Origin of the sequence: Micromonospora sp. NPDC048898 (genome assembly GCF_043198035.1) — a bacterium.
Lineage (GTDB): Bacteria > Actinomycetota > Actinomycetes > Mycobacteriales > Micromonosporaceae > Micromonospora.
The window spans coordinates 317,740-339,618 of sequence record NZ_JBICUF010000006.1; the positions used below are offsets into that span (position 1 = coordinate 317,740).

At 71.0% G+C, this 21,879-nt stretch carries 23 protein-coding genes and 1 pseudogene; 8 read left to right on the forward strand and 16 right to left on the reverse strand.

The window, feature by feature from the left end:
• Positions 1-33 precede the first annotated feature (33 nt).
• From ACGFIQ_RS19295 to ACGFIQ_RS19305, 3 genes are all read right to left on the reverse strand, one after another.
• A complete protein-coding gene (locus tag ACGFIQ_RS19295) occupies positions 34-1,338 on the reverse strand; it encodes an MFS transporter (protein ID WP_393245293.1) in 1,305 nt (434 codons plus the stop codon).
• Positions 1,335-1,952 carry an ArsR/SmtB family transcription factor gene (locus ACGFIQ_RS19300; RefSeq protein ID WP_393245295.1) on the reverse strand — a complete coding sequence of 206 codons (618 nt, stop codon included), beginning with the start codon at positions 1,950-1,952 and terminating at the stop codon, positions 1,335-1,337. Before ACGFIQ_RS19300 ends, ACGFIQ_RS19295 begins: the two co-directional genes overlap by 4 nt.
• Positions 1,953-2,017: 65 nt before the next feature.
• Positions 2,018-3,727, reverse strand: a complete 1,710-nt coding sequence (locus ACGFIQ_RS19305) for an LLM class flavin-dependent oxidoreductase (protein ID WP_393245297.1) — start codon at positions 3,725-3,727, stop codon at positions 2,018-2,020.
• Positions 3,728-3,842: 115 nt separating this feature from the next.
• On the opposite strand from ACGFIQ_RS19305, the gene ACGFIQ_RS19310 reads away from it, so the two are divergent.
• Positions 3,843-4,424 (forward strand): MarR family winged helix-turn-helix transcriptional regulator, encoded by a 582-nt coding sequence (locus ACGFIQ_RS19310; RefSeq protein ID WP_393245299.1) that lies wholly within the window; start codon positions 3,843-3,845, stop codon positions 4,422-4,424.
• Between the two features lie 109 nt (positions 4,425-4,533).
• Here ACGFIQ_RS19310 and ACGFIQ_RS19315 read toward each other — a convergent pair whose 3' ends face one another.
• From ACGFIQ_RS19315 to ACGFIQ_RS19325, 3 genes are all read right to left on the reverse strand, one after another.
• The gene (locus ACGFIQ_RS19315; protein ID WP_393245301.1) at positions 4,534-6,033 is read right to left on the reverse strand and encodes a phosphoesterase; all 1,500 of its coding nucleotides are present in this window, start codon (positions 6,031-6,033) and stop codon (positions 4,534-4,536) included.
• A gap of 198 nt (positions 6,034-6,231) precedes the next feature.
• Positions 6,232-8,229, reverse strand: coding sequence for a Xaa-Pro dipeptidyl-peptidase (locus ACGFIQ_RS19320; RefSeq protein ID WP_393245303.1), 1,998 nt, complete (start codon positions 8,227-8,229; stop codon positions 6,232-6,234).
• Positions 8,230-8,349: 120 nt separating this feature from the next.
• Positions 8,350-9,012: a hypothetical protein gene (locus ACGFIQ_RS19325; RefSeq protein ID WP_393245304.1), complete on the reverse strand. Its 663-nt coding sequence runs from the start codon at positions 9,010-9,012 to the stop codon at positions 8,350-8,352.
• Between the two features lie 418 nt (positions 9,013-9,430).
• Here ACGFIQ_RS19325 and ACGFIQ_RS19330 point away from each other — a divergent pair, with 418 nt between their 5' ends.
• The 3 genes from ACGFIQ_RS19330 to ACGFIQ_RS19340 all read left to right on the forward strand — a co-directional run bounded on the left by ACGFIQ_RS19330 (position 9,431) and on the right by ACGFIQ_RS19340 (position 12,366).
• On the forward strand, positions 9,431-10,393 hold the full coding sequence (locus ACGFIQ_RS19330; RefSeq protein WP_393245306.1) for a helix-turn-helix transcriptional regulator: 963 nt from the start codon (positions 9,431-9,433) through the stop codon (positions 10,391-10,393).
• Positions 10,386-11,420, forward strand: coding sequence for a phosphotransferase family protein (locus tag ACGFIQ_RS19335; protein WP_393245309.1), 1,035 nt, complete (start codon positions 10,386-10,388; stop codon positions 11,418-11,420). The genes ACGFIQ_RS19330 and ACGFIQ_RS19335 overlap by 8 nt, the downstream gene beginning before the upstream one ends.
• An 88-nt stretch (positions 11,421-11,508) precedes the next feature.
• Complete coding sequence (locus ACGFIQ_RS19340; protein WP_393245311.1) at positions 11,509-12,366, forward strand: SDR family oxidoreductase; 858 nt, start codon at positions 11,509-11,511, stop codon at positions 12,364-12,366.
• A 95-nt stretch (positions 12,367-12,461) separates the two neighbouring features.
• On the opposite strand, the gene ACGFIQ_RS19345 is transcribed toward ACGFIQ_RS19340, so the two are convergent.
• Positions 12,462-12,680 (reverse strand): hypothetical protein, encoded by a 219-nt coding sequence (locus tag ACGFIQ_RS19345; protein ID WP_393245313.1) that lies wholly within the window; start codon positions 12,678-12,680, stop codon positions 12,462-12,464.
• On the opposite strand from ACGFIQ_RS19345, the gene ACGFIQ_RS19350 reads away from it, so the two are divergent.
• Both ACGFIQ_RS19350 and ACGFIQ_RS19355 read left to right on the forward strand, forming a co-directional pair.
• Entirely contained in the window at positions 12,679-13,515 is an 837-nt protein-coding gene (locus ACGFIQ_RS19350) for an alpha/beta fold hydrolase (protein WP_393245315.1), read from the forward strand. The two genes, ACGFIQ_RS19345 and ACGFIQ_RS19350, sit on opposite strands and share 2 nt — an antisense overlap.
• Before the next feature lie 48 nt (positions 13,516-13,563).
• Complete coding sequence (locus tag ACGFIQ_RS19355; RefSeq protein ID WP_393245317.1) at positions 13,564-14,511, forward strand: ion transporter; 948 nt, start codon at positions 13,564-13,566, stop codon at positions 14,509-14,511.
• 123 nt (positions 14,512-14,634) lie between these two features.
• Here the strand turns inward: ACGFIQ_RS19355 and ACGFIQ_RS19360 are convergent, their stop codons facing one another.
• On the reverse strand, positions 14,635-14,985 hold the full coding sequence (locus tag ACGFIQ_RS19360) for a DUF1330 domain-containing protein (RefSeq protein WP_393245319.1): 351 nt from the start codon (positions 14,983-14,985) through the stop codon (positions 14,635-14,637).
• 125 nt (positions 14,986-15,110) lie between these two features.
• The gene (locus tag ACGFIQ_RS19365) at positions 15,111-15,701 is read right to left on the reverse strand and encodes a TetR/AcrR family transcriptional regulator (protein WP_393245321.1); all 591 of its coding nucleotides are present in this window, start codon (positions 15,699-15,701) and stop codon (positions 15,111-15,113) included.
• A gap of 109 nt (positions 15,702-15,810) precedes the next feature.
• On the opposite strand from ACGFIQ_RS19365, the gene ACGFIQ_RS19370 reads away from it, so the two are divergent.
• Positions 15,811-16,164, forward strand: a complete 354-nt coding sequence (locus ACGFIQ_RS19370; protein ID WP_393245323.1) for a TraR/DksA family transcriptional regulator — start codon at positions 15,811-15,813, stop codon at positions 16,162-16,164.
• A gap of 56 nt (positions 16,165-16,220) precedes the next feature.
• Positions 16,221-16,433: a hypothetical protein gene (locus ACGFIQ_RS19375; protein ID WP_393245474.1), complete on the forward strand. Its 213-nt coding sequence runs from the start codon at positions 16,221-16,223 to the stop codon at positions 16,431-16,433.
• Between the two features lie 23 nt (positions 16,434-16,456).
• Here the strand turns inward: ACGFIQ_RS19375 and ACGFIQ_RS19380 are convergent.
• The 7 genes and pseudogenes from ACGFIQ_RS19380 to ACGFIQ_RS19410 all read right to left on the reverse strand — a co-directional run.
• A pseudogene (locus ACGFIQ_RS19380) lies at positions 16,457-16,828 on the reverse strand (glycosyl hydrolase family 28-related protein); the annotation flags it as partial.
• Between the two features lie 58 nt (positions 16,829-16,886).
• Positions 16,887-17,984, reverse strand: a complete 1,098-nt coding sequence (locus tag ACGFIQ_RS19385) for a winged helix DNA-binding domain-containing protein (protein ID WP_393245325.1) — start codon at positions 17,982-17,984, stop codon at positions 16,887-16,889.
• A gap of 127 nt (positions 17,985-18,111) precedes the next feature.
• A complete protein-coding gene (locus tag ACGFIQ_RS19390) occupies positions 18,112-18,279 on the reverse strand; it encodes a phosphodiester glycosidase family protein (RefSeq protein ID WP_393245327.1) in 168 nt (55 codons plus the stop codon).
• Positions 18,280-18,330: 51 nt separating this feature from the next.
• Positions 18,331-19,053 carry a GNAT family N-acetyltransferase gene (locus tag ACGFIQ_RS19395; protein WP_393245329.1) on the reverse strand — a complete coding sequence of 241 codons (723 nt, stop codon included), beginning with the start codon at positions 19,051-19,053 and terminating at the stop codon, positions 18,331-18,333.
• Positions 19,050-20,009: an ABC transporter substrate-binding protein gene (locus ACGFIQ_RS19400; protein ID WP_393245331.1), complete on the reverse strand. Its 960-nt coding sequence runs from the start codon at positions 20,007-20,009 to the stop codon at positions 19,050-19,052. Before ACGFIQ_RS19400 ends, ACGFIQ_RS19395 begins: the two co-directional genes overlap by 4 nt.
• 11 nt (positions 20,010-20,020) lie before the next feature.
• On the reverse strand, positions 20,021-20,776 hold the full coding sequence (locus ACGFIQ_RS19405; protein WP_393245466.1) for an amino acid ABC transporter ATP-binding protein: 756 nt from the start codon (positions 20,774-20,776) through the stop codon (positions 20,021-20,023).
• Between the two features lie 5 nt (positions 20,777-20,781).
• Positions 20,782-21,714, reverse strand: coding sequence for an amino acid ABC transporter permease (locus ACGFIQ_RS19410; protein ID WP_393245333.1), 933 nt, complete (start codon positions 21,712-21,714; stop codon positions 20,782-20,784).
• Between the last annotated feature and the right edge of the window lie 165 nt (positions 21,715-21,879).

The window sequence follows — 21,879 nt, forward strand, 5'->3', positions numbered from 1 at the left end:
CGGGATACGGCCGGGCGAGCCAGCCCGGGTCGATCAGGCCGTCTGGTCGTCCAGGGTCCTGATGTGGCGGACCGGTGACGCGAGCAACCACAGCACGGCGAGCACGCCACCCAGGCCGGCGACGACCAGGGTGGGTCGCAGCCCGATGGTGGTGCCCAACGCGCCACCGACCAGCGCGCCGAGCGGGCGCACTCCGTAGTTGACAGCGCTGTACGCGCCGGCGCGGCGTCCTCGCGCGTCGTCGGGTGTCACGGCGGTGAGCAGGGCGTTCAGGTTGACGTCCATCAGCATCACCCCGACGCTGGAGACCAGCTCGATGGCCGCCAGCATGGCCACCTTCGTCCACGTGGGGCCGGACACCAGCGCGGTCAGTGCCAGCGGCGCGGGAAAGAGCACCGTGCCGATCATGGCGGTACGGCCCAGGCCGATGGCGCGTGAGATCCGTGGTGCGAGTGCCGCGCCCGCGAACCCGCCGACTGCCCCGAATCCGAGGGCGACGCCGATCGCGCCGGCCGACAGGTCGAGTTCGCGGCTGGCGTAGAGCACCAGCAACGCGCCCGAGATGAAGGTGAAGAAGTTGACGGTGCTGGTGCAGCCGAGCGCGGCACGCAGCACCGGATGCCGCAGCACCAGCACGAGTCCCTCGCGGACCAGGCCGAGGGTGGACGTCCGACGTGGCGGCGGAGGCACCTCGGTCACCGGGATGCGGCTGAGCAGCAGCGCGGAGCCGAGGAAGGACACCGCGTCGACGACGATCGCGACCGGGGCGCTCAGCGCCTGGACCAGTCCACCGCCGACGGCCGGACCGGCGATGAACGACAGCGACCGGCTCATGCTGAGCTTGCTGTTCGCGTCCACGTACGCCGATCGCGGCACCAGGGCCACGAAGAACGCCTGACGTGCCATCGCGAACAGCACCGCACCGAAGCCGGTGAGCAGTGCCACCAGGTAGAGCTGGCCGAGGGTGACCGCGCCGAACAGATAGGCCAGCGGCAGGCTGAGCAGCACCGCGCCCCGGAGCAGGTCCGCGATGACCAGGAGGCGCCGCTTGTGGGTGCGCTGGTCCACCCAGGCGCCCAGGAACAGGCCCAGCAGGTTGGGCAGCCAGATCAACGCGGTGAGGACGCTGACCTGCACAGGGGTCGCGGCGAGCAGGGTGACGGCGATCAGTGGCAGGGCCAGTTCGCTGATCCGATCACCGAAGTCGGAAATCGTCTGCCCGAACCAGAAGGTGCGAAACCGCCGGTCGCGAAACAGGGCCGGCGAGGGCACGGCGCCGGGGGCGCGCACCACCTCGGCGCCGGGGGCGCGCGGGGTGTCGGTCCCGGTGGTGTTCACGACGCGGCCGGTGCGTCGCCGGACTCGGCCGGGGCGTCGTCGCCGGCCTCGGGCAGGAGGTAGCGCAGCATCCGGACGATCCGCGCGCCGTCCGGGGACGACTCCTCCTTGCGCCGCACGTACGGGGCGATCAGCTCTTCGATCGACTCCTCGAGCTGCCGCAGCTCGTCGGCGGTGGCCACGAATCGGGTGTCGGCCATGCCGGCCAGAGCGCGCCACTCGGGGTCCAACCGGGGCTCCTCGTGCAGCAGCCATTGCTGCGGCGCGTCGGCGTTTCGGGCGAACATCTCGCCGCGCAGCTGGTGGCTGGCGGACTGCCCCTCAACGCTGTCGGTAGGGGTGAAACGGAAGCCCCGGGCAGTCGCCTGCCACCAGCGTTCCCGTTTGCTGGTGGCGCCATCCCAGTCGGTGACCAGACCGAACGTCGCGAGGTGCCGCAGGTGCCAGCTGACCACCGACGGTGTGGCGCCGACGTGCGGTGCGAGCCCGGTCGCCGTGGCGGGGCCGTGTCGCTGAAGGTGTTCGAGGATCGCCAGCCGCACCGGATGGGCCAGTGCCCGCAACGCCTGCGGTTCGGTGATCTCGAAATCCCCGTACGGATTCTTGAGAGACATGTTTCGAAAGTAGTCTCTCAGATCAGGCGCGGCAACCCCCCGCCACGGCGCGGAGGCCGAAACGATCAGGCGATGCCCAACCGCGCCAACGGCTCGACCAGCTCACGCTCCTCGTAGCTCAGGTGCGACAGCAGGGCGTCGGTCAGCAGGTCCACCGCCGCCCGCAGCTCGGCGAGACCGTCCGGAGACCCGACGTACGCGACCAGGGCCTGGTCCACGCCCTCCAGCACGTCGTGGATGGCGTGATGCTCCTGCTCCAGCCGGTCGACGACCGGGCCGAGTCGGGGGTCACGCGCCCGCAGCCGGGGGAAGAGCGACTGGTCCTCGATGGTGTGGTGGGTGGTGACGATGCGGCAGTACGACTCGCAGTAGACGCCGAGCGTCCACCGGTTCTGCCGCATGGTCATCGTGTTGATGTGGGACCGGGCCACACCGGCGTCGATCTCACCGGTGGCCACCTGTTCGATCAGGTCGTGGATCTGGGCCAGCTCGGCACGTAGGCCGTCGTGGACCTGCACCAGGTGCGCGCCGGTGGCCTGCTCGTGAGGGGTGTACGTGCGCTCCGGGTCGGGCGTCGGCCCGGTCGGGCGGGTCGACTCGTCCCAGACCTGCTGGTCGCTGCGCCGCACGCCGTCGTCGGGGGTCGGCACCACGGCGAACGCACCGCCGGCCACCGTCGCGCGGCTCGGCCGCGCCGCCGACTCCCACGCACGCCCCGACTCCGGCACACGTCCCGCCGCCGGCTCCGACGCATGCCCCGGCCCCGACTGCGGCGCACGCTCCGGCTCCCGCCCCGACTGCGGCGTACGCTCCGGCTCCCGCGCCGACTGCGGCGTACGCTCCGGCTCCCGCGCCGACTCCGGCGCACGCTGCGGTGCCGCACCCCTCGCGCGCTCGGCCGCGACCAACTCGCGAACCGCCGGAGCCACCTCGCCGGCGAAGCGCCGCAGGTCGTCGGGGTCGTCGCTGGCGAGGATGAACGCGCTGACGCCCTCCCCCAGCGCCAGCTCGGTCAACTCCCGCACCCACTGCTCGGCCGGCCCGTCCAGCGGACCCCGGCCGACGGCCGAGAACTGGCCGGCGATGTTGAGCAGCCGCCGCACGGCCCGCGGGGAGCGGCCAGCCTGCTGCGCGGCGTCGTCGATGATCGCATTGCCCTTGGCCAGGTCACCGGGCTGGAGATAGCTCAGCGAGGGCAGCCAGCCGTCGGCCCGGCGGCCGGTGAGCTGCAGCATCCGCGGCTTGTACGCGCCCAGCCAGATCGGCACCGCGTGGGCCGGGGCGGGCCCGCGCTTGGCGCCGCGCACCCGGTAGAACTCGCCGTCGACACGCACTCCACCACGCGCCTCGGTGTCCCAGATCTGGCGGATGACCTCGATGCCCTCCTCCAGCGCGCGTACGCCCTGCCCGGGGGTCAGGCGCCGGCCACCCATCGCCTCGATGGCCTCCCAGAACGAACCCGCGCCGAGGCCGAGACCGACCCGGCCACCGCTGAGCAGGTCCAGACTGGCCACGCTGCGGGCGAGCACCGCCGGTGGGCGCAGTGGCAGGTTCGTGACGTTCGCCGCCACGTGGACGCGGTTGGTGCGGGCCGCGACGAAGCTCAGCAACGTCCAGGTGTCGAGGAATGCCGGCTGGTACGGGTGGTCCTGGAAGGTGACCAGGTCCAGACCGACCTGCTCGGCCAGGACGGCGACGTCGACCGTGCGGCCGGGGTCGTCACCGCGGGGGGTGACGAACGATCCGAAGAGCAGGTCGTGGCCGTAGTCGCTCATCTGCGAGCCTCCCGAATGTCGCGCGACGCCTCGAACGATGCGCCTGGTGTCAACCTTATGCCACGCAGAACATATTCTGCCAACAAGGTCTTCGTCACTGCGCTATTGTCGGGGGATGACGGGTGCCCCTCACCGGCCGGACCGGCCCGATCCGCTCGACGACGACCTGGGCTGGATGCTCGGCGTCGTCTTCCGTGGCTACGTCCGGGCGGCCGAGCACGCGCTCAGCGACTTCCCCGGCGGCCCCCGCGGCTACCAGGTGCTCACCGCGGCGAGCACCGGTCCGGCGCGAAACCAGGGTGCGATCGCGGAGGAGCTCGGCATCGATCGCACCGTCCTCACGTACCTGATCGACGACCTGGAACGGCCCGGGTTCGTCGCCCGTCGGGCGGACCCGGCCGACCGGCGCAACCGGCTGGTCGACGTCACCGACGTCGGCCGCGCCGCCTGGGAGCAACGGCGCGTGGCGCTGCGGCACGTCGAGGCGCACCTGTTGGGGGCGCTCACGCCGACCGAGTCGGAGACGCTGCGGGCACTGCTGCAGCGGGTCGCCTGCTCGGCCCAGGCGATGGACCCCCTGCGTGACCTGTGCGAGGTGGTGTCGCAGGTCCAACCCGAGCCGACCCAGACCGCGACCAAGGCCGGAGGCGGCGGCCGGGCCGCCACTCCCCGAGGCCGTCGCCGCGGCGCCGACTGACCCGGCGGACGGCCGCCGCCGGGAGGAAACGCGACGCGGGCCCGGCCGGCTCCCCCGACGTGGTACGTCGAGCGGAGCCGGCCGGACCCGCGGTGCCCGGAGCGTGGGATCAGCGCACGTGCACGAACACCGGGTTCGAGTAGAACCACAGGTCGTCCCACGGGCTCTCCAGCCCGTCGGCGAGCGGCTCGGCCTCGTCGGTGCTGGTGCCCCGCACCCGCGCGTAGGTGTCGGCCTCGACGTTGCGCAGCGTGTGCCGGATGACGTACTCCTCGCCCTGGCGCCGCCAGTCCCGCGGGCCGAAGCGGGCCACCACCTTGGTGGTGGGGTTGGTGTCGGCGTCCAGGCTGGCGCTCGGGCCGGTGATCTGGCCAACGATCAGGTCGACCCGACGGACCTCGGGCCGGTCCCCGTTCGCGTTCACACCGCCCAACGGACGGAACCTGACCTCGATCTCGACATCGGTGCGGCTACGACGGCTGACCGTGATGGTCTCGCCCACCTCGGCGGTCCGGCCCTGGGACCTGGCGCTGATGTCGAGGGTGCGGATCAGGTCGCCGGTGGTGACCCAGATCCGGCCGTTGCGCAGACCGTCCATGATGTCGCCGTAGTCCTGACGGGCGTGCACGTACGTCTTGCTGTACTCGCCCGGCCAGAAGTCGGAGCCGCCGCGGGTCCAGTGCACGTGCGAGTCGGACGTCGCGGTGATCCACCAGCGCCGCCCCTCACCGAGCAGCGAGTCCCACAATCCGCCGACCCGGGCGGTCATCTGGTCGAAGCCGCCGTAGGTGGGGTGGTTGCCGTACCCGCCTCGCTTGCCACCGTTGAGCGGACCGGCCTGGTGGCCGGGTGCGCCCTCGAAACCGATGTAGACGTCCGGTGCGGCGTTGTTGCCGTTGCGGAACTCACGCGGGGTGTCCTGGCCGTAGACGCCGAGCCCGGGCGCCGAGCGGGACGCGTGGTGGGCGATCACCAGCGGCTTGTGCGGCATGCCCCGGGCGACCTTGAGGAACTCCACCATCTTGGCCTCGGTGTCGCGGGCCGGGTCGGTGGGGAACGCGTCGTACTTGGCGAACCGGCTCTCCAACTCGAAGAGCTGCTTCGCCTCGTCGTCGTGGCGGGGGATCATCAACGTGTGGTGGTCCAGCGAGGGCGCGTCGAACTCCATCCCCCAGAACTGCAGCACCTCGGGGACCAGCTTGCGCGAACGCAGCAGGTCGGGGTAGGCCTGCTCGATGTTCACCTTGGAGTGGGTGGGTCCGCCGTGGTCGGTGCACATGGCCCAGGTCAGGCCGAAGTTCTTCGCCATGATGGCGTTGGTGACGATCGGGTAGACCGCGTCGGCGCCCTTGTGGAAGACGATCGGGCTCTTGGTGGTGTCGAACTCGCCGCTGTACTCGGAGTGGACGTGGTGGTCACCGGCGCGCCACACCCGGTTCTTGGAGTTGCCCCGGTCGCCGCCCGGCCGACGCTCCTCGTCGGCCCACGCCGCGCTGGCACCGACCAGCGGGCTGGCCGCGGCCAGCGTCGCGCCGACGCCCGCGTACTTGACCAGCTTGCGCCGGGACAACTGCGTGTGCTCGGTCTCTTCGGGTTGCTTGTCTCGCACCTGGGGGCCTCTCCTCGATCAAGCGAATGCTCTTTCGATCAAGGAGCCTCGAAGAACGTCGTGAACATCCGTCGTACGGAGAGCGGGTCCACGATGAACACCCAGGCCTGACCTGCCAAAAGACCTGTTGACGATAGCAGCGGGTCACACCTCGACCGCAGGGCGTGCCCGGTGGAGGGCCGAACCCGGCCGGGCCGGTCAGGGCACCTGCCGGGTGTCGTGGGGCGTCCGGGCGGCCGACGGGTCGACCGGCGCGGTGACCACCGGCGGTGCGACATCGACGGCGGGCAGTCCGGCACGGCCGGTGACCGGAAGGGTCAGCGCACTGCGGCCGAGGTCGACGCGAACTGTGGCGTCGCGGTCTGTGGTGTCGGTGAACTGCGGGTCGCTCTGACCGAGCACCAGGCCGAGCACGTGCCCGGCGGGCACCACCGCGTCGTACGCGTTGAGCGGGATGGTCACCGTGTACCAGCGGTCCGGCCGCAGCGGTGTGGTGAACCGCAGCGAACGGTGGTGCGCGGCGTCGAGCCACCCCCGGGCCAACACGGCGTGGTCGGAGACCTCGGTGACCTCCTCGGTGTCCCGGTAACAGGCGTCGTCGACGTCGGTGGAGGCACCCCAGCAGGACTCGGTGTCCAACGTCCGCACGCCCCCCGCACCGGCGAGCGACACCCGCTCGGCGGTGCCGTAGTCGACGAGCCGGGCGGTCAACTGGGTGGTCGGCCGGTCCACCCGCACCCGCAGCCGCAGCGACGGGCTGCCGGAGATGCGCAGCGCGGTGCTCAGCACGCCGGACAGGAAGACCAGTCGCCCGGAGGTCGCGGTGCTCGGTGCGGCGACCACCTCGTCCTCGAACAGCGGCTCGTCGACGTACGCCTGCTCCTGACCCGGCCGCGCGCCGCGCCCGCCGAGGGTGCCGGGCACGCCGTCGCCGACGCCGAGGGCCACCGGCACGTCCCGGGTTCCGGGGGCGGGCCAGTCGCGCTGGGTCGTCCAGGTACGCGGCGCGGTCTCCAGGTCGACCCGCGGCTCGTCCATCACCCCGTTGCGCAGCCCCTGCAACCAGTAGTCGAACCAGCGGTGCAGGGCGGCGACCCACTCGGCGCGTCGAACGTCGAACGGGTCCTGGTGGCCGGTCTGGTGGAGCCAGAGCTTGCGGGGCACACCCTGCTCGGCCAACTCCTGCCACCAGAGGGCGAACTGGTTGGTCGTGACGTTCAGGTCGTTGAGGCCGTGCGCCAGGAAGACACTGGCCCGGACCCGGTCGGCCGAGGGTCGGTAGTCACGCTGTGCCCAGAACCCGTTGTAGTCACCGGTCTCGTCGGCGCTGTCCGCACGCAGCCGGGCCAGCATCTCCGCGCAGGCCGCCTCGGGGCGCCCGTTGACGGCCGAGTGCAGGTAACCGGGGTAGTCGGTGGCGACAAGTGACCCCTGGTAGCGCATGTAGTCGTACCAGCTGGAGATCGCCGAGATCGGCACGATGGTGGCCAGCCCCGGCACGCCGGTGGCGGCGACGCCGTTGGCGACCGAACCGTCCCACGACTTGCCGATCATGCCGACCTGCCCGGTGCTCCAGGCGGCGCTGACCGGCCGCCCTGCGGCGTCGTACGCGCGAGCCCGCCCGTTGAGCCAGTCGATCACCGCCGTGGCGCTGCCCACCTCGGCCGGGCCGCCGACGTCCTCGCAGCCGGTCGACCGGGCGGTGCCGGCCAGGTCCACGGCGGCGAAAGCGTACCCGCGTGGGACGAAGTAGTTGTCGTAGAAGAGCGGGACCTTCGCGATCACGCCAGCCGCGTCGTACGTCTTGGTCTCGCCCTCGTTGCCCCGACCACAGCAGAGGTAGTAGGGCGAGGCGTCCATGATGACCGGCACCCGCACCCCGGCGGCGGCGGCCTCCCGGGGCCGGACGAGGTCCACCGCCACCCGGTCGGGCGCCCCGTCGCCGTCGCTGTCGGCGCGGGTCTGGACCCAGACGCTCTCCCGGATCGCGTCGGCGTAGGAGTAGGCGGGAACGGTCTGGTCGCCCACCACGTGCGGCGGACGGGGGCGGTGCTGGGCCCCCGCCTCGGCCGCCGTCGGGGCGGCTGCCCGGGGAGAGGCGGTCACCGGGGTCACGGGTAGTACGGCCACCAGCAGGCCGGCCAGGACGGCGGCGAGCCGTGCGCGGGTGCCCACGGACGACGGCGTGAACCTCATCGATGTCCTCCTGGGGAGCGCCAGACGCATCACGTTCCATCGAATCGATGTTTGTCTAGCCTAGTGCCCACGGCGGACCCGGTGCCGGACAAACAGCCTCCGGGCGACCGGGCGGCCTGCTCAGATCCGGGCGCGGGGCAGCCAACCGAGAAACCGGAGCCGGACCCGGGGCAGCGGCACGGTGGGCAGATCCTGGGCGGCGGCGACGAGGCAGGAACCCAGGTAGACCGCGAGGGCGGTGCGCGCGCCACCGAACTCGGCCAGCAGTTGGCTCTGCTTCGTGGCGCAGGGCCACTCACGTCCACATCCGGTGCAGGTCCAGCTCGGTGGGTTGGGAAGGTGCTCGGGCAGCTTGGCGCGGCGGTACCGGCCGACGACGCTGTTGTCCGCGCGCACGTCGCGTCGGCGCGTCGTCGGGCCTTCGTTGCGGTGCGCGACCGGGCGAGCACCCGGCAGGTAACGCCCGACGGTGCCGAGGAGCACCCCGACGCGGATCAGGGCGTCCGGCCCCACGTGGTGGGTCAGCAACGCGGTCATCAGGTAGTGCCCCAGCAGGTCGAGCGCCTCACGGCTCAGACCAAGATCACGGCAGAGGTCGACGAAGTCCGGTGTGGTCAGTGGCACCCGGTTGTCGAGCGCGCGGCGCAGCACCTCGCGCAGATCGGCCCCGAGGCGCTGCACCGCGTCGCTCTCGCCCAGCCCCAGGCTGTCCCCGTCGGCCACCCGCGCCAGCGCCTCCGCCACGGCCAGTCGAACGACGCGGTCAGGATCGGTACTGTCCAAGGCTCACCCCTTTCGTAGGCCGGTCACCCGGCGGCGCCCGATCGCCCGGCGACGCCTCCGGAGAATCATGAACAAGATTTCGCTGTCCCCCACGACGATGGCTAGGACAGCAGACGCAGAATCCGCCGACGGGTTAGTCGGAAAGCGAAGTCGGCCTGCCGACAACCTCGGCGATTCGTCGGACGACCGAGGGCGGTTGTCGTATGGTGACATTCCCATCGACAGATATCCCGCTCCCCACCGAGCCCGACACGACGCCACCTCCACCGGTCGCTGCCGTCCCGCTCGCGACGTTCCACCTCACTGCACCGCCGGCCAGCCACACACCGGGTCACCGCCGAGCACCCCGGCACGTCCCGATCTGGCCGCCGGCACCAGTTCACCACCCGGCGGCACCTCCACCGGACGGAGACAGCGGATGACGTCAATACCCGTGCAGACCCGACAGTTCGACAGCCGTGACCCGGTGGCCATTCACGAGTTCCTGTCCGCCACGTACGACCCGAGACTGCGCCTGCACAGCAGGAACAGGTTCCGGCTCACTCATCACCGCGTCGACGCCGGCCCCTTCGCCCTCGCGACCACCCGCCAGACCGGACAACTCGACATCGGCGCCACCACCCTCGACGGGCTGGTCCTCGGCCGCACCCGCACCGCCCGCGTCGATCGCGTCTGCGCCGGCTCAGCCAACCGCTTCGGCCCCGGTGAGGTCTTCCTCGTCACCAAGCCGGAGGAGCCGTGCACCGTACGCTGGCATCCCGGCGAGGTGGAACTCTGCGTACTGGATCTCTCGGTTCTGGAGCAGGTGGCCACCGCCGCGCCGGCCCGGCGGCCCGGTCGGATCCGATTCACCGACCTGGGTCCCGCCGACGCGGCGCTCGCCCGGCAGTGGCGCAACACCACGAGCTTCGTCAGCGATGTCGTGTTGAACAGCCCGACCGCCAGCACGCAACCGCTGGTGATCGGCAACGCCGCGCGGATGCTCGCCGCCGCGGCGCTCGCGGTCTTCCCGAACACCGCGTTCACCGAACCGACAGCCGCCGACCGACACGACGCCAGCACCGCCACGTTGCGGCGGGCGATCACCTTCATGGAGGAGTACGCCGACCGCGACATCAGCGCGGCCGACGTCGCCGCGGCCGCGGGCGTCTCCCTGCGGGCGGTGCAACTGGCCTTCCGTCGTCATCGCGGCACCACCCCGATGGCGTACCTGCGTCGGATCCGGCTCGCTCGGGCGCACCACGACCTGCTGCGCGCCGACCCCCGACAGGAGACGGTGTCGGCGATCGCCAGTCGATGGGGCTTCGCCAGTCACAGCAGGTTCACCGCCCGCTACCACGCCAGCTACGGCGTACCACCCCGCGAGACGCTGCATGCCTGAGGCGGGCAGGGCACACCCCCACGGGTACGGGACGAACGAGCCGGATGCCGCGCGGCGCAGTTTCCTGCGGGCCGAGGATGTACGCGACCTGGTGGCGGACCAATTTGGCAGCACCCGGAGTCTCACCGCTCTGGACCGGCTCACCGGCGGCAGCAAGAAGGGTGTCTACCGAATTCGGCTGGACGACCGGACAACCGTGGTTCTCTATGTGTGGGCAGCCGCCGAGAACTTCTGGCCCGTGTCGCCGACCGTCCCGGACGACCCGTTCACCGACGCGTCCGGCGCGGACCTGTTCGCCATCAGCCATGCGGCCCTCACCGCCACGGGCGTACGGGTCCCGCGGCTGCTGATGCTCGACCGGGACGGCCGCTACCTCCCCTCCGACATCGCGCTCGTCGAGGACGTCGGTGACCTGACACTCGAGGCGCTGCTGGCCCGTGACCCGGTCGGCGCCGCCACTCCACTGTCCGCGCTCGGTGACTCCCTGCGCCGCATGCACACCACCCTCGGCTCGCACTACGGCAAACTCGCGACCAGCACGCACGGCAAGGCGTCCCGGACCCGCCCCGCGGAGGACGTCGTCGCGGACCGGGCACTCGGTCATCTCGACGCGGTGGCGACCCGCGACGCGCGGCTCGCGGACGCCCACGACCGGGTCGCCACCCATGTGCGTCAGCTGCGCGGCGCGGTCACCGCACGACGGGTGTACGGGCTGGTGCACGGCGAACTAGGCCCCGATCACGTTTTCGTCACCCGCGACAACGAACCCGCCCTGATCGACTTCGAGGGCCTGACGTACTTCGACGTCGAGTGGGAGCACGCCTGGCTCCAGATGCGCTTCGGCGACGCGTACCCGGCGCTGCGCCCCGTCGACCTGGACCCGCGCCGGCTGGAGCTCTACCGGTACGCGCAGGTGTTGTCCCTGATCGAGGGCCCACTGCGTATCGCTGCCACGGACTTCCCCAACCGGCAGTGGATGCTGGACCTCGCCGAGTGGAACATCGCCAAAGCACTCGCCCCGCTCTGACGCCGCACCCCCCGCGAAGACATCGCTGACGAATTTCTGGGTAGGCCGCGCCAGGCCCGACTTGTCACCGCCCGACCGGAGGTTTCCCGTGCCCACCTATGCCGTCACCGGCGCCACCGGCCGGCTGGGCCGCCTGGTGATCGAGCAGTTGCTCGCCTCGGGCGTACCCGCCACCGAGATCGCCGCCATCGTCCGCAGCCCGGAGAAGGCCGCCGACCTGGCCGCGCGCGGAGTCGAGATCCGCGAGGCCACCTACGACGACCCGTCGATGCTGCCCGGTGCCGTGGCCGGCGTACGCCGCCTGCTGCTCATCTCCGGCGACACTCCCGGTCAGCGTCTCGCGCAGCACACCGCGGTCATCGACGCGGCCACGCTCGCCGGGGTCGAGCGGCTGATCTACACGAGCATCCTGAAGGCCGACACCACCACGAACCCGCTCGCCCCGGAGCACAGGGCCACCGAGGAGGTCCTCGCCGCGTCGGGTCTGACCCACACCGTGTTGCGCAACAGCTGGTACATCGAGAACTACACCGACCAGCTGCCGCAGTACCTGCGGACCGGCACGATCCTCGGTGCCACCGGTGGCAGCAGGATCTCCGCCGCGACCCGGGCGGACTACGCGGAAGCCGCCGTGTCGGCACTGACCCGCCCGGCGGACGGTGACGCCGTCTACGAACTGGGCGGCACCGCGTTCACCTTCGACGAGTTGGCCGAGGCCGTCACGGAGGTCACCGGCAGCACCGTCGTCCACCGGGACCTGTCGACCGCCGAACTGGCCTCGACCCTGGAGAACGTCGGGCTCGACGCCGGCACCGCCGGGTTCGTCGCCGCGCTCGACCACTCGATCGCCCTCGGTGAGCTGGCGACCGACAGCGACGACCTCAGCCGGCTGCTCGGTCGACCGAGCACCCCGCTGCGCGACGCCATCCGGGCCGTGCGGGCCTGAGTCCGGATTTCGGCGTCTGCTCCGCCTCGTCCTCCTGGTCGGTGATGTCGGCCAGCACGTCGGCGGCGTCGCGATTGCCCGCGTCGGCGAGCCCGTCAGCCCGCCTCGGACGGCTCGGCGAGCAGCAGACCGCTCAGCAGACTGCGCAGGGCCCGCTCGAAGAGGTCCGTTCGGGGCGCGGGCGCGGAGGGCTGGCGGAACGCCGCGACCAGGTGCGGGTACGCCGCGAGGTCGGCACCGGCGAAGCTGAACGCCCCGGAGGCGGCCTCGCTGCGGGCGAAGAGGGTCACCACGCCGTTCGGGTGGGCGATCATGGAGCGGATCAAGGCACGGGATGGCGCGAGCGTCGTGCTGCACTCCTCGGGAGACGGGCCCGGCATCGTGGTGGTGCACGGCGGCGGTGTCACCATCGACGTCTACCGCCGGCTGGCGACGGCGCTCGCCGACCGGTTCACCGTGCACCTCTACAACCGGCGGGGCCGGGCCGACGCACCACCCAGGTCGATGCCCTACACCCTGGAGCAGGAGATCGACGATCTCGCCGTCGTGCTGGAGCACACCGGGTCCGGCAACGTCATCGGCCACAGCTCCGGCGGGTTCATCGCGCTGGAGGCGGCGCTCCGGCTGCCGATCGACCGGCTCGCCCTCTACGACGCCGCGGTCTGCATCGACGGCGGATTTCCGTCGGCGTGGCTCGCAGCGGCCCAGGCGGCGCTGCGGGCCGGCGACATCGCCCGGGCCCTCGCCATCACGTCCGCTGGGATCAACCCACAGATGGCGGCGGGGAAGCTTCCGCTCGGCATACAGATCGCGATCATCCGCGCGTTCATGCGCACACCGACCGGTCGGACGATGGCCGACCTGCTGCCGTTGACGCTTGACGAATCCGCGCTGATCCGAGCGCACGACGGCCCGGCCAGCCAGTGGGCCGGGGTGAGGGCCGACGTGCTGCTGGCGTGTGGTGCCGACGGTCCGCCCTACTACCCGGGTCAGAACGCGGCGCTGGCCCGCGCACTGCCACGAGCGCGGACGTTGACGATTGCGCGCAGCGGCCACGACGCCATCAACCGGGCGTACCCCAGAATTGTCGACCCGCTCGCCGACTTCTTCGCGGCCCCGGTGACGCCAGAGCGGACGAGCCACGCCTGAGCGGATCACGGTCGCCCACGATCATTGATCTTGGCTAGGCTGGCGGGCATGCCCGCCAGCCCCGTGCCCGCCCAGCGGCGTGAGCCGGGCCCTCCCGAGCGGCACCGAGCCCGTTGGGCCGCGCACTGCGCCCGACTCGCCGGGTCGCGCCCCTTCGAGATCGTCATCGTGGTGGTCATCCTCGCCAACGGGGTCGTCCTCGGCCTGGAGACGTACGACGACCTGACTCCGGCGGGCACCGCACTGCACTGGCTGGAGCTGTTCTTCCGGGCCGTCTTCGTCGTCGAGATCGGCATCCGGCTGGCGGCGTACGGCAGGCGTCCACAGGACTTCTTCCGGCACGGCTGGAACGTCTTCGACTTCGTGGTGATCGCCGCGATCTTCATACCGGGCCTGCACGGCGACCCCGCACTGCTGCGGGTCGTGCGGGTCGCCCGGATGGTCCGGTTGGTGCGGTTCTCGCCGGGCCTGCGGACCATCGTCTCCGCGCTGTGGCGCAGCCTGCCGGGCGTGACCGGGTTCCTCGCCCTGGCCGTGGTGACGCTCTACGTCTACGGCATGGCCGGCTGGCTGATCTTCGGCAGCAGGTACCCGGACGAGTACGGCGACATCGGCAGGTCGCTGCTGACGTTGTTCGTGCTGCTGTCGCTGGAGACGCTGCCGGACCTCATCGAGCAGGGCATGGCCATCTCACCGTGGACGCTGCTCTACTACGTCAGTTACGTGGTCATCACCGTCAACCTGCTGCTCAACATCCTCATCGCCGTCATCGTCAACTCGATGGAGGAGGCACGCCGGTTGGAGATGACCGAACGACTGGCCCCCGACTACGACGAGGACGGCGACGGCGTACCGGACGAGGTGGACCGCATCGCGCTCACCCAACGGCTGGACGACCTGCGGGCGGTCATCGCCGAGTTGGAGCGCGAGTTGCGGATCGACCGGGACGACGGGCACGGCCGGCCGCACCGGGACGGCACCCGCACCAGACGATGATCCGACGCTCGCGCTCCGTACTCCCTTTCTCCGCCCTGCACACCCCGCAACTTCAGGTAGGCGATCCCCGCGCACGTCGTGGTGTGCGCGGGGATCGTCGGACGGCAGGTCAGCGAGCGGTTGTCACTGGCCGAGCAGGGTCCGGATCTGACGCGCGTAGCCGGCCACCGTGAAGTCCGGGCCGACGGAGTCCACCAGGATCAGGTCGTTGATGGTGTGATCGACGCGCAGCGACAGGATGGCCTGGTACTCGGGCGAGTTGTACCAGGTCCTGGCGGTTGCCGCGTCCGGGAACTCGATCAACACGACCGAGCCGGGCCAACTGCCCTCGATGACCTGCACCTCGGCGTCCAGGACGAGCCACTTGGCGCCGTACGGCTCGGTGGTGGCCTGCACCTGCTCCAGGTAACGCAGGGACTCCTCGGTAGGCACACCGCCGGGGATACGCAGGTGGTTGATCAGGTACGTGCTCATGTCGCACTCCTCAAGGTGTGTGATGGGTCTCCGGCCGAAGGCGTACGACCGGTCGTCTTAGATTTGTTACACGCCGCGCCCGCTGGCCTGACGCGCGCGTCAGCGTGGCTGGGGACCGACGCGGATCAGGTGAGGATCCGCGTCGTGGTGATCGCGAGGAACTCGTGGAGGGCGGTCAGGTCACCGGAGGCCTTCGCCCGCGCCGCCGCGCCCTCGTAGCTGGAGACGATGAAGCCGGCCAGGTCACCGGCGGGTTCGTCACCGTGCATCTCGCCGGCAGCGCGCGCCTGCTCGATCGTCACGGCGAGCGCGGCGACCCAACGGCCGAAGCCGGCGTCGACGGCGGTGCGCAGGACGTCGCTGTGCGCCGGGATCTCACTGGCGAAGTTGCCGAGCAGACACCCGCGGTCCCCCATGGTGTCGCCGAGGCCGGTGATGTAACGGAGATGGCCGACGATCCGCTCGCGCGGCGTCCCGCCGCACTTCTCGTCCAGCATCTCCAGCCCCATCGCCGCCGAGTATCTCGCCACCGAGTCGAGGGCGAGATCCTCCTTGCTGGCGAAGTGGTTGTAGAAGGTGCCCTTGGGCGCCCCGGCGGCGGCGACGATGTCCTGAACGCTCGTCCCGTTGTAGCCACGCAGATGGAACAGATCCAACGCGGCGTCGGACAACCGCTGCCTGGTCCCGGCGGAGGCCGGCGACTTGGGTCGTGCCATGTCGTGACGCTCCTCCGCTCGGGTGTGGCTGACACCGACAACAATATGACCGGTCGTCTCGGAATGCCAGCGATGTGACCACAGTCATTCCGCAGTACGGTGGGTGGCCATGACCAGCGACGCCAGCACGGTTCGCCAGGCACTGCTGCGCCTGCGCCAGGAGACCGAGGCGCAGGCCACCGCCCTGGACGGTGACCTGCGCAGCCTCTTCGAGGCGTCCCGGTCGTCGAACGCCGACGACGAGCACGACCCTGAGGGCAGCACGATCGCCTTCGAACGCGCGCAGCTCACCGCCGTCCTGGACGCGGCCCGCCGACGCCTGGCGGAACTGGACGTCGCGCTGCGGCGGATCGACGACGGCAGCTACGGCAGCTGCGAACGGTGCTCCCGAGCGATCCCCGCCGAACGGCTCGTCGCCCGCCCGTCGGCGCGGACGTGTGTCGCCTGCGCCAGCCGACGGTGACGGCACCCGTCCACCACGGAACCGCTGACCGGACGTCCTCGGTGGTGCAGTTCGTGATGAGGATGTCGTTGGACGTGCCGGGGGTGTTGTCCCACACGCTGATGCCGGTGTGGCGGAACCCGCGGGACACCACCCCGTCGACGACGATGCCTTTCGACGCCGTGATGATCAGGCCGCTGTACCAGTACGCGGCGGTGTTGTCGACGAGGTTGAGCCCGAGCACCTTCAGCCGGTGGCAGTCCTGGATCTGGAGCACACCCCGGACCTGATCCTTCACCGTCACCGGGCTGGCGTCGACGAGCGCCAACGTCGCCCCGTGGCCCCGCAGCGCGGTGTCGGTCAGCCCCGAAAGTGTCACCCGGTTGCTGACCCGGTACGTCCGGCCGGCCGGGAACAGCACACCCAGGTTCGGAGAAACCGCCCGCGCGGCGTTGAACGCCGCCTGGATCGCCGCGGTGTCGTCAGTGACTCCGTCGCCGACCGCTCCGTGCGTCAGCACCGAGACCCAGCCGTCGTCGGTGGCGGGCAGCGCAGCCGCAGCCGGCTTGGCCGCCAGCGCGGCCCCGCCCGCCAGCGCCGTAGCCGCCAGGCCAGCGCGTAGAGCCGCGCGTCGTCCCATCGATGTCATGTGATCGCCTCCCGGTGAAACGTGCCCAATCACCATCGCCGCGCACCCTATCCGTCCCGCCTCGGCCGTAGGGGCACGCTTGCGCCCCGCCCCGTCAACGGGGAGACGAACCGACCCGCACCCGGTCGCTCTCGTTGTCGGAGAGGAAGGACGCCAGCGCCTGCCCCTGCTCGGTCACGGCCGCCCGGTCCGTTGGGGAGAAGCCGCGGAGTGGACTGACGGTCACCGTGCCCGACTCGACGCTCCAGGTCGCCGCGACCCGCCCGTCGACGAGCACCACACGCTCACCAGCCACCGAGAGGCCACGGTGGGCGTCGTCGATGATCCGGCTGCGGTCGTCGTAGCCGAGGATCGCGTTGTCGAACGCCGGAAGGAACCGCGCCGGGGCGGGTGTCTCCGGGTCGGGGCGCGGCGCGTCGGGAAGGTCGATCAGCTTCCGGCCACGTTCGTCGCGGAAGACCACCAGCTCGTCGCGCATCGCGGTCACCGCGGCCGGCAGCCCGGCGAGGCCGCACCAGGCCCGCAGGTCGGCAGTGGCCGCCGGGCCGAACGCGGCCAGATAGCGGCGTACGAGCAGCTGGCCGACCGGATCGGCGCCGTCCGCGGTCGGCGGGGCGATCTCCCGGTCGAGCCACGTGGAGAGCAGGACGTAGCGCGCGCCTCCCTTCGCCCGCCACACCCCGCGCGGCGGCAGCTGTGTCATCGGGAGCAGCGCGACCGCCATCTCGCCCAGCACCCGCGGCCCCGGCGTCGGCCAGCGCTCGCCGAGCGCCCGCCCGATCTCGGACATCGAGCGGGGCTCACCGTCGGCCACGACCGCCCGCGCTGCGGCGGCGAGGTCGTCGAGGTCGACCCCGTCGAGCTCGCCGCGGTAGACCCCGAGCACGCGTTGGCGCAGCATGGCGTCGTGACGGGCACGCCAGGCCACGGCGTCGTCGGCGACGAGCAGGTGGACGGTGCGCCGCATGAGGTGGGTACGCACCACGTGCCGCTCGATCAGCAGGGTGGAGAGCACCGTCGGGTCGAACGCGCGCAGCCGCGACCACAGCCCGACGAACGGCTCCTGCGGCTCCTGGGCCTGGAGGCCACCGAGGTGGGCGACGGCGTCGAGCGCCGGCAGGTCGGTGCGGTCGAGCAGCAACTGACGGGCGAGCGTCGCGCGGTTGAGCGCCCGGGTGTCGAGAACGGTCATCGGGTCCTTTCGGTCGACCTCATTGTCCGACCCGGGGCCGACAAGTCTGGGTGCCCGACGTCCCGGGTTACGCGAATTCGCCCCGTCCGGTGGCACCGGGCGGGGCGAATCCGAGCTGGTGCACCGATCAGTGCTTGCTCAGGAAGATGCCGATGCCGTTGGCGACCAGACACTCCGTACCGTCGGATGGGCTGTTGCGGGCGGTGGCCGCGGCCTGGCCCGGCTCGCGGACCGCGACCGTATTCGAACCCCCGCCGTCCAGGTTCACCGCGTCGTGCGCGCCGAGCGTTCGCATCAGCCCGTTGACGCCGGCGACGGCGCCAACGGTTGCGCGGGCCTGAGCTGCTCAGACTTCGATCCGGCGGTCCACCCCGGGTGTGCCCGGCGCCCGGACCGCACGGAACGTGGTGTGCCGCCGCAACCTGAAGCCGAGCGACTCGTACAGCCGGATCGCTGTGGTGTTGCTGGCCGCCGCGTGCAGGAACGGTCGCCCACCCCGAGCGCGGATGCCGGCCGCGACGGCCCGCACCAGTCGGGTCGCCAGGCCCTGACCGCGGACCTCCGGTGCGGTGCACACCGCGCTGATCTCGGTCCAGCCCGGCGGGTGCAGACGCTCGCCTGCCATCGCCACCAGCGCACCGCCCCGCCGGATGCCCAGGTAGGTGCCGAGCTCGACGGTCCGGGGCAGGAACGGGCCCGGTTCGGTGCGGGCGATCAGAGCGAACATCTCCGGTAGGTCGGCGGCGGTGAGCCGCACCGCCTCCGGGTCGTCGGCCGCATCGACTCCGACGTCGACCATCTGCACCCCGGCGATGGTGGCGTCGACAGCCCAACCGTCGGGAAGGGGTGCGGCGGTCCCGGTCACCGCGACCACCGCGCCCGGCCCGACAAGCGTGGCGAGGTCGGCCCAGACACCGGGATCGTCTCCCACACTGACGCAGGTGAACGGCGCGACGTCCGGCTGGTAACGGGCGGCCCGGCCGTGTATCTCGGCGAACCGCCGGTGCGGGCCGGTCAGCGCGGCCCACACCGGGTTGTCCAGGGCTTCGTCGGTGTGCGTGTCTGTCACTTGCCCTCGATCGGCAGGCCCGGCGGGTTGATCTCCGACTTGCTGGTCGTCTCGTCACCGAGGTTCCAGCGGGCCAGGATCTTGCCGTAGTCGCCGGAGCGGATCAGTTCGTCGACCGCGGCGGCGAGCGCGCCGACCAGGCCGCTGCCCTTCTTCGTGGTCAACGCGATCTTCCCTTGCAGCGCGGCGCCGGCACCCGAGTAGGTCCCGATGATCTCGGTCTCACCGGCGACCGCCACGTGATAGGCGACGCTGGGGTTCGGGCCGAGGTACGCGTCGATCTGCCCGGAGGCCAACGCCAGGTGGGTGGCCTGGTTGGTCTGGTAGTACTTGATGTCCACAGGTGCCAGACCCTGCCGCTTCGCCTCGGCGCTCCACTCGACGAGGATCTTCTCCTGGTTGGTGCCGGAGCCCACCGCGATTCGCTTGCCGGCGACGTCCCTGGGCCCGGTCGCCTTCCAACCCGCACCCTTCTTCGCCTCGAACGCGAGGTTGTCCAACCGGTACGTGGCGAAGTCGTACTTCTGCTTCCGTTCCTCGGTGACCGTGATGTTGGAGACGCCAACGGCGTACTTGCCGCTGTCCAGACCGACGAAAAGGTTCTCCCAGGAGGTGTTCTCCAGACGCGGTTCCAGGCCGAGGATCCCGGCCACGGCCACCGCGATGTCGGGTTCGCTGCCGATCAGGGTCCTGTTGTCGGTAGCGGTGAAAGCCAACGGTGGCGAGCCGGCACCCGCAGCGCCGACCCCGATGGCGAGCGTGCCGCCGGCGCGGAGGTCCGCCGGCAGGAGCGCGGCGACGGCGGCGACCTTCGCCGGGACGATCCGCTTCTGGTCGGGGCTGTCGTTCACGGTGCCGGGGATGGCGGCCGAGGCCCGGGGAGCCTCTTCCGGAGCGGCGCAGGCGGTGAGGCCCAGGGCGAGCACGACGGCGAGCAGGAGGGGGCGGGTGCGCATGGTGCGTCTCCTCAGAACAGGACCTTGGACAGGAAGGTTCTGGTGCGTTCGTGGGTGGGTTTGTCGAGAACCTGTGTGGGCGGCCCCTTCTCGACGACACGTCCGGCGTCCACGAACACGACGGTGTCCGCGACCTCCCGGGCGAAGCCGATCTCGTGGGTGACGACGATCATCGTGGTGCCGGACCGGGCCAGCGCGCGGAGCACGTCGAGGACCTCACCGACCAACTCGGGATCGAGCGCGGAGGTGGGCTCGTCGAAGAGGATGAGCTTCGGGTCCAACGCCAGCGCGCGGGCGATCGCCACGCGCTGTTGCTGGCCCCCGGAGAGTTGCCGCGGGTAGGCGTCCACCTTGTCGGCCAGCCCGACCCGGTCGAGCAACTCCCGGGCGTGGGTGAGAGCGGCCGCCCGCCGTCGGCGCCTGGTGGCCAGCGGCGCCTCCGCGACGTTGTCGAGTGCGGTCAGGTGCGGAAACAGGTTGAAGTTCTGGAACACGAAACCGATGTCGGCGCGTTGCCGCAGGATCTGACGCTCGCTGAGCTCGTGCAGCCGGTGGCCGACCTCGCGGTAGCCGATGAGCTGACCGTCCACCCGGATCGTGCCTCGGTCCACCTTCTCCAGATGGTTGATCGCCCGCAGGAGGGTGGATTTGCCGGAACCCGACGGCCCGAGGACCACCGTCACGCTGCCGGCCTGCACCGTGAGGTCGATGCCACGCAACACCTCGTGCGTGCCGAACGTCTTGTGGACGTCCCGCACGTCCACCATGACGGTCACCGCGTCACCGCCTGGCGCAGGACGACGCGCAGGCGTTGCAGGGGCGTCGGGGGCAGGGTCCGCAGTGCACCCCGGGCGAAGTGCCGCTCGACGTAGAACTGGAGGATCGACAGCAGAGCGGTGAGCACGACGTACCAGACGGTGGCCACCATGAGCAGGGGCACCACTCTGCCGTTTCGGCCGTAGACCACCTGGACCTGGTAGAAGATCTCACCGATCGCCAGCACGTAGACCACAGACGTGCTCTTCAGGAGGTTGATCAGTTCGTTGGCGGCGTTGGGCAGGATCGCCCGCATCGCCTGCGGCAGCACGATGCGGCGGAACTGGCGGTGCCGAGGTATGCCCAGCGCCGCGGCAGCCTCCAGTTGACCCTGGTCGACCGAGAGGATGCCGGCGCGGACGATCTCCGCCGCGTAGGCCGACTGGTGCAGGGTGAGGCCGAGCAGCGCGGCACCGAACGGTCCGATCAGGTTCGCCGTCTGCACCTGGTAGAAGCCCGGACCGAACGGCACACCGAGTTGCAGTGTGTCGTAGAGGTAGCCGAGGTTCGCCCAGAACAGCAGCTGCACGATCAGCGGCACCGAACGGAACACCCAGATGTAGGTCCAGCTGAGCGCCTGGAGGACGGGGCTGCGCGACAGCCGCAAGGCGGCCAGCGCGATCCCGGCGAGGAAACCCAGCGCCGCGCCGGCCACCGTGAGTTCGATGGTGGTCAACAGCGCGCGGAGCACCGACCGTTCGAGGAAGTAGCCGGCGAACGTCGGCCAGTCCCAGCCCGGGTTGGTGACGAGCCCGTGGGTGAACTGGGCCGCGAGCACCAGCGCGACGACGGAGGCGACCCAACGCCACGGATGGCGGGCCGGCACCACGGTCAACAGGGGCGGGTCCGTCGTGCTGGGGGCTGCGGCAGGCGCGGACAGGAGACTCACGGGCACCTCCGGGTCACGGTTGCCCATGACCATAGGGACGACCGGTTAACCAATTATCCCTATCTGAGAAATAGGTTATTACGCTGGACCCGACGGGCCAGGCCTGTCGTCGCCGATGTGCGACAGCCAAAAACTTTTGTGCACTTCCTACAACTGAGGGGGCGT

Excerpts from the sequence above, each read along its gene's own strand:
- ACGFIQ_RS19300 (WP_393245295.1), bottom strand. The coding sequence starts at position 1,952 with ATGTCTCTCAAGAATCCGTACGGGGATTTCGAGATCACCGAACCGCAG.
- ACGFIQ_RS19390 (WP_393245327.1), bottom strand. The coding sequence starts at position 18,279 with ATGCGAACGCTCGGCGCGCACGACGCGGTGAACCTGGACGGCGGGGGT.
- ACGFIQ_RS19375 (WP_393245474.1), top strand. The coding sequence starts at position 16,221 with ATGAGGATGTCGTTGGACGTGCCGGGGGTGTTGTCCCACACGCTGATG.
- ACGFIQ_RS19385 (WP_393245325.1), bottom strand. The coding sequence starts at position 17,984 with ATGACCGTTCTCGACACCCGGGCGCTCAACCGCGCGACGCTCGCCCGT.
- ACGFIQ_RS19330 (WP_393245306.1), top strand. The coding sequence starts at position 9,431 with ATGACGTCAATACCCGTGCAGACCCGACAGTTCGACAGCCGTGACCCG.
- ACGFIQ_RS19345 (WP_393245313.1), bottom strand. The coding sequence starts at position 12,680 with ATGATCGCCCACCCGAACGGCGTGGTGACCCTCTTCGCCCGCAGCGAG.
- ACGFIQ_RS19320 (WP_393245303.1), bottom strand. The coding sequence starts at position 8,229 with ATGAGGTTCACGCCGTCGTCCGTGGGCACCCGCGCACGGCTCGCCGCC.
- ACGFIQ_RS19335 (WP_393245309.1), top strand. The coding sequence starts at position 10,386 with ATGCCTGAGGCGGGCAGGGCACACCCCCACGGGTACGGGACGAACGAG.
- ACGFIQ_RS19360 (WP_393245319.1), bottom strand. The coding sequence starts at position 14,985 with ATGAGCACGTACCTGATCAACCACCTGCGTATCCCCGGCGGTGTGCCT.
- ACGFIQ_RS19350 (WP_393245315.1), top strand. The coding sequence starts at position 12,679 with ATGGAGCGGATCAAGGCACGGGATGGCGCGAGCGTCGTGCTGCACTCC.
- ACGFIQ_RS19355 (WP_393245317.1), top strand. The coding sequence starts at position 13,564 with ATGCCCGCCAGCCCCGTGCCCGCCCAGCGGCGTGAGCCGGGCCCTCCC.
- ACGFIQ_RS19405 (WP_393245466.1), bottom strand. The coding sequence starts at position 20,776 with ATGGTGGACGTGCGGGACGTCCACAAGACGTTCGGCACGCACGAGGTG.
- ACGFIQ_RS19370 (WP_393245323.1), top strand. The coding sequence starts at position 15,811 with ATGACCAGCGACGCCAGCACGGTTCGCCAGGCACTGCTGCGCCTGCGC.
- ACGFIQ_RS19305 (WP_393245297.1), bottom strand. The coding sequence starts at position 3,727 with ATGAGCGACTACGGCCACGACCTGCTCTTCGGATCGTTCGTCACCCCC.
- ACGFIQ_RS19400 (WP_393245331.1), bottom strand. The coding sequence starts at position 20,009 with ATGCGCACCCGCCCCCTCCTGCTCGCCGTCGTGCTCGCCCTGGGCCTC.
- ACGFIQ_RS19365 (WP_393245321.1), bottom strand. The coding sequence starts at position 15,701 with ATGGCACGACCCAAGTCGCCGGCCTCCGCCGGGACCAGGCAGCGGTTG.
- ACGFIQ_RS19310 (WP_393245299.1), top strand. The coding sequence starts at position 3,843 with ATGACGGGTGCCCCTCACCGGCCGGACCGGCCCGATCCGCTCGACGAC.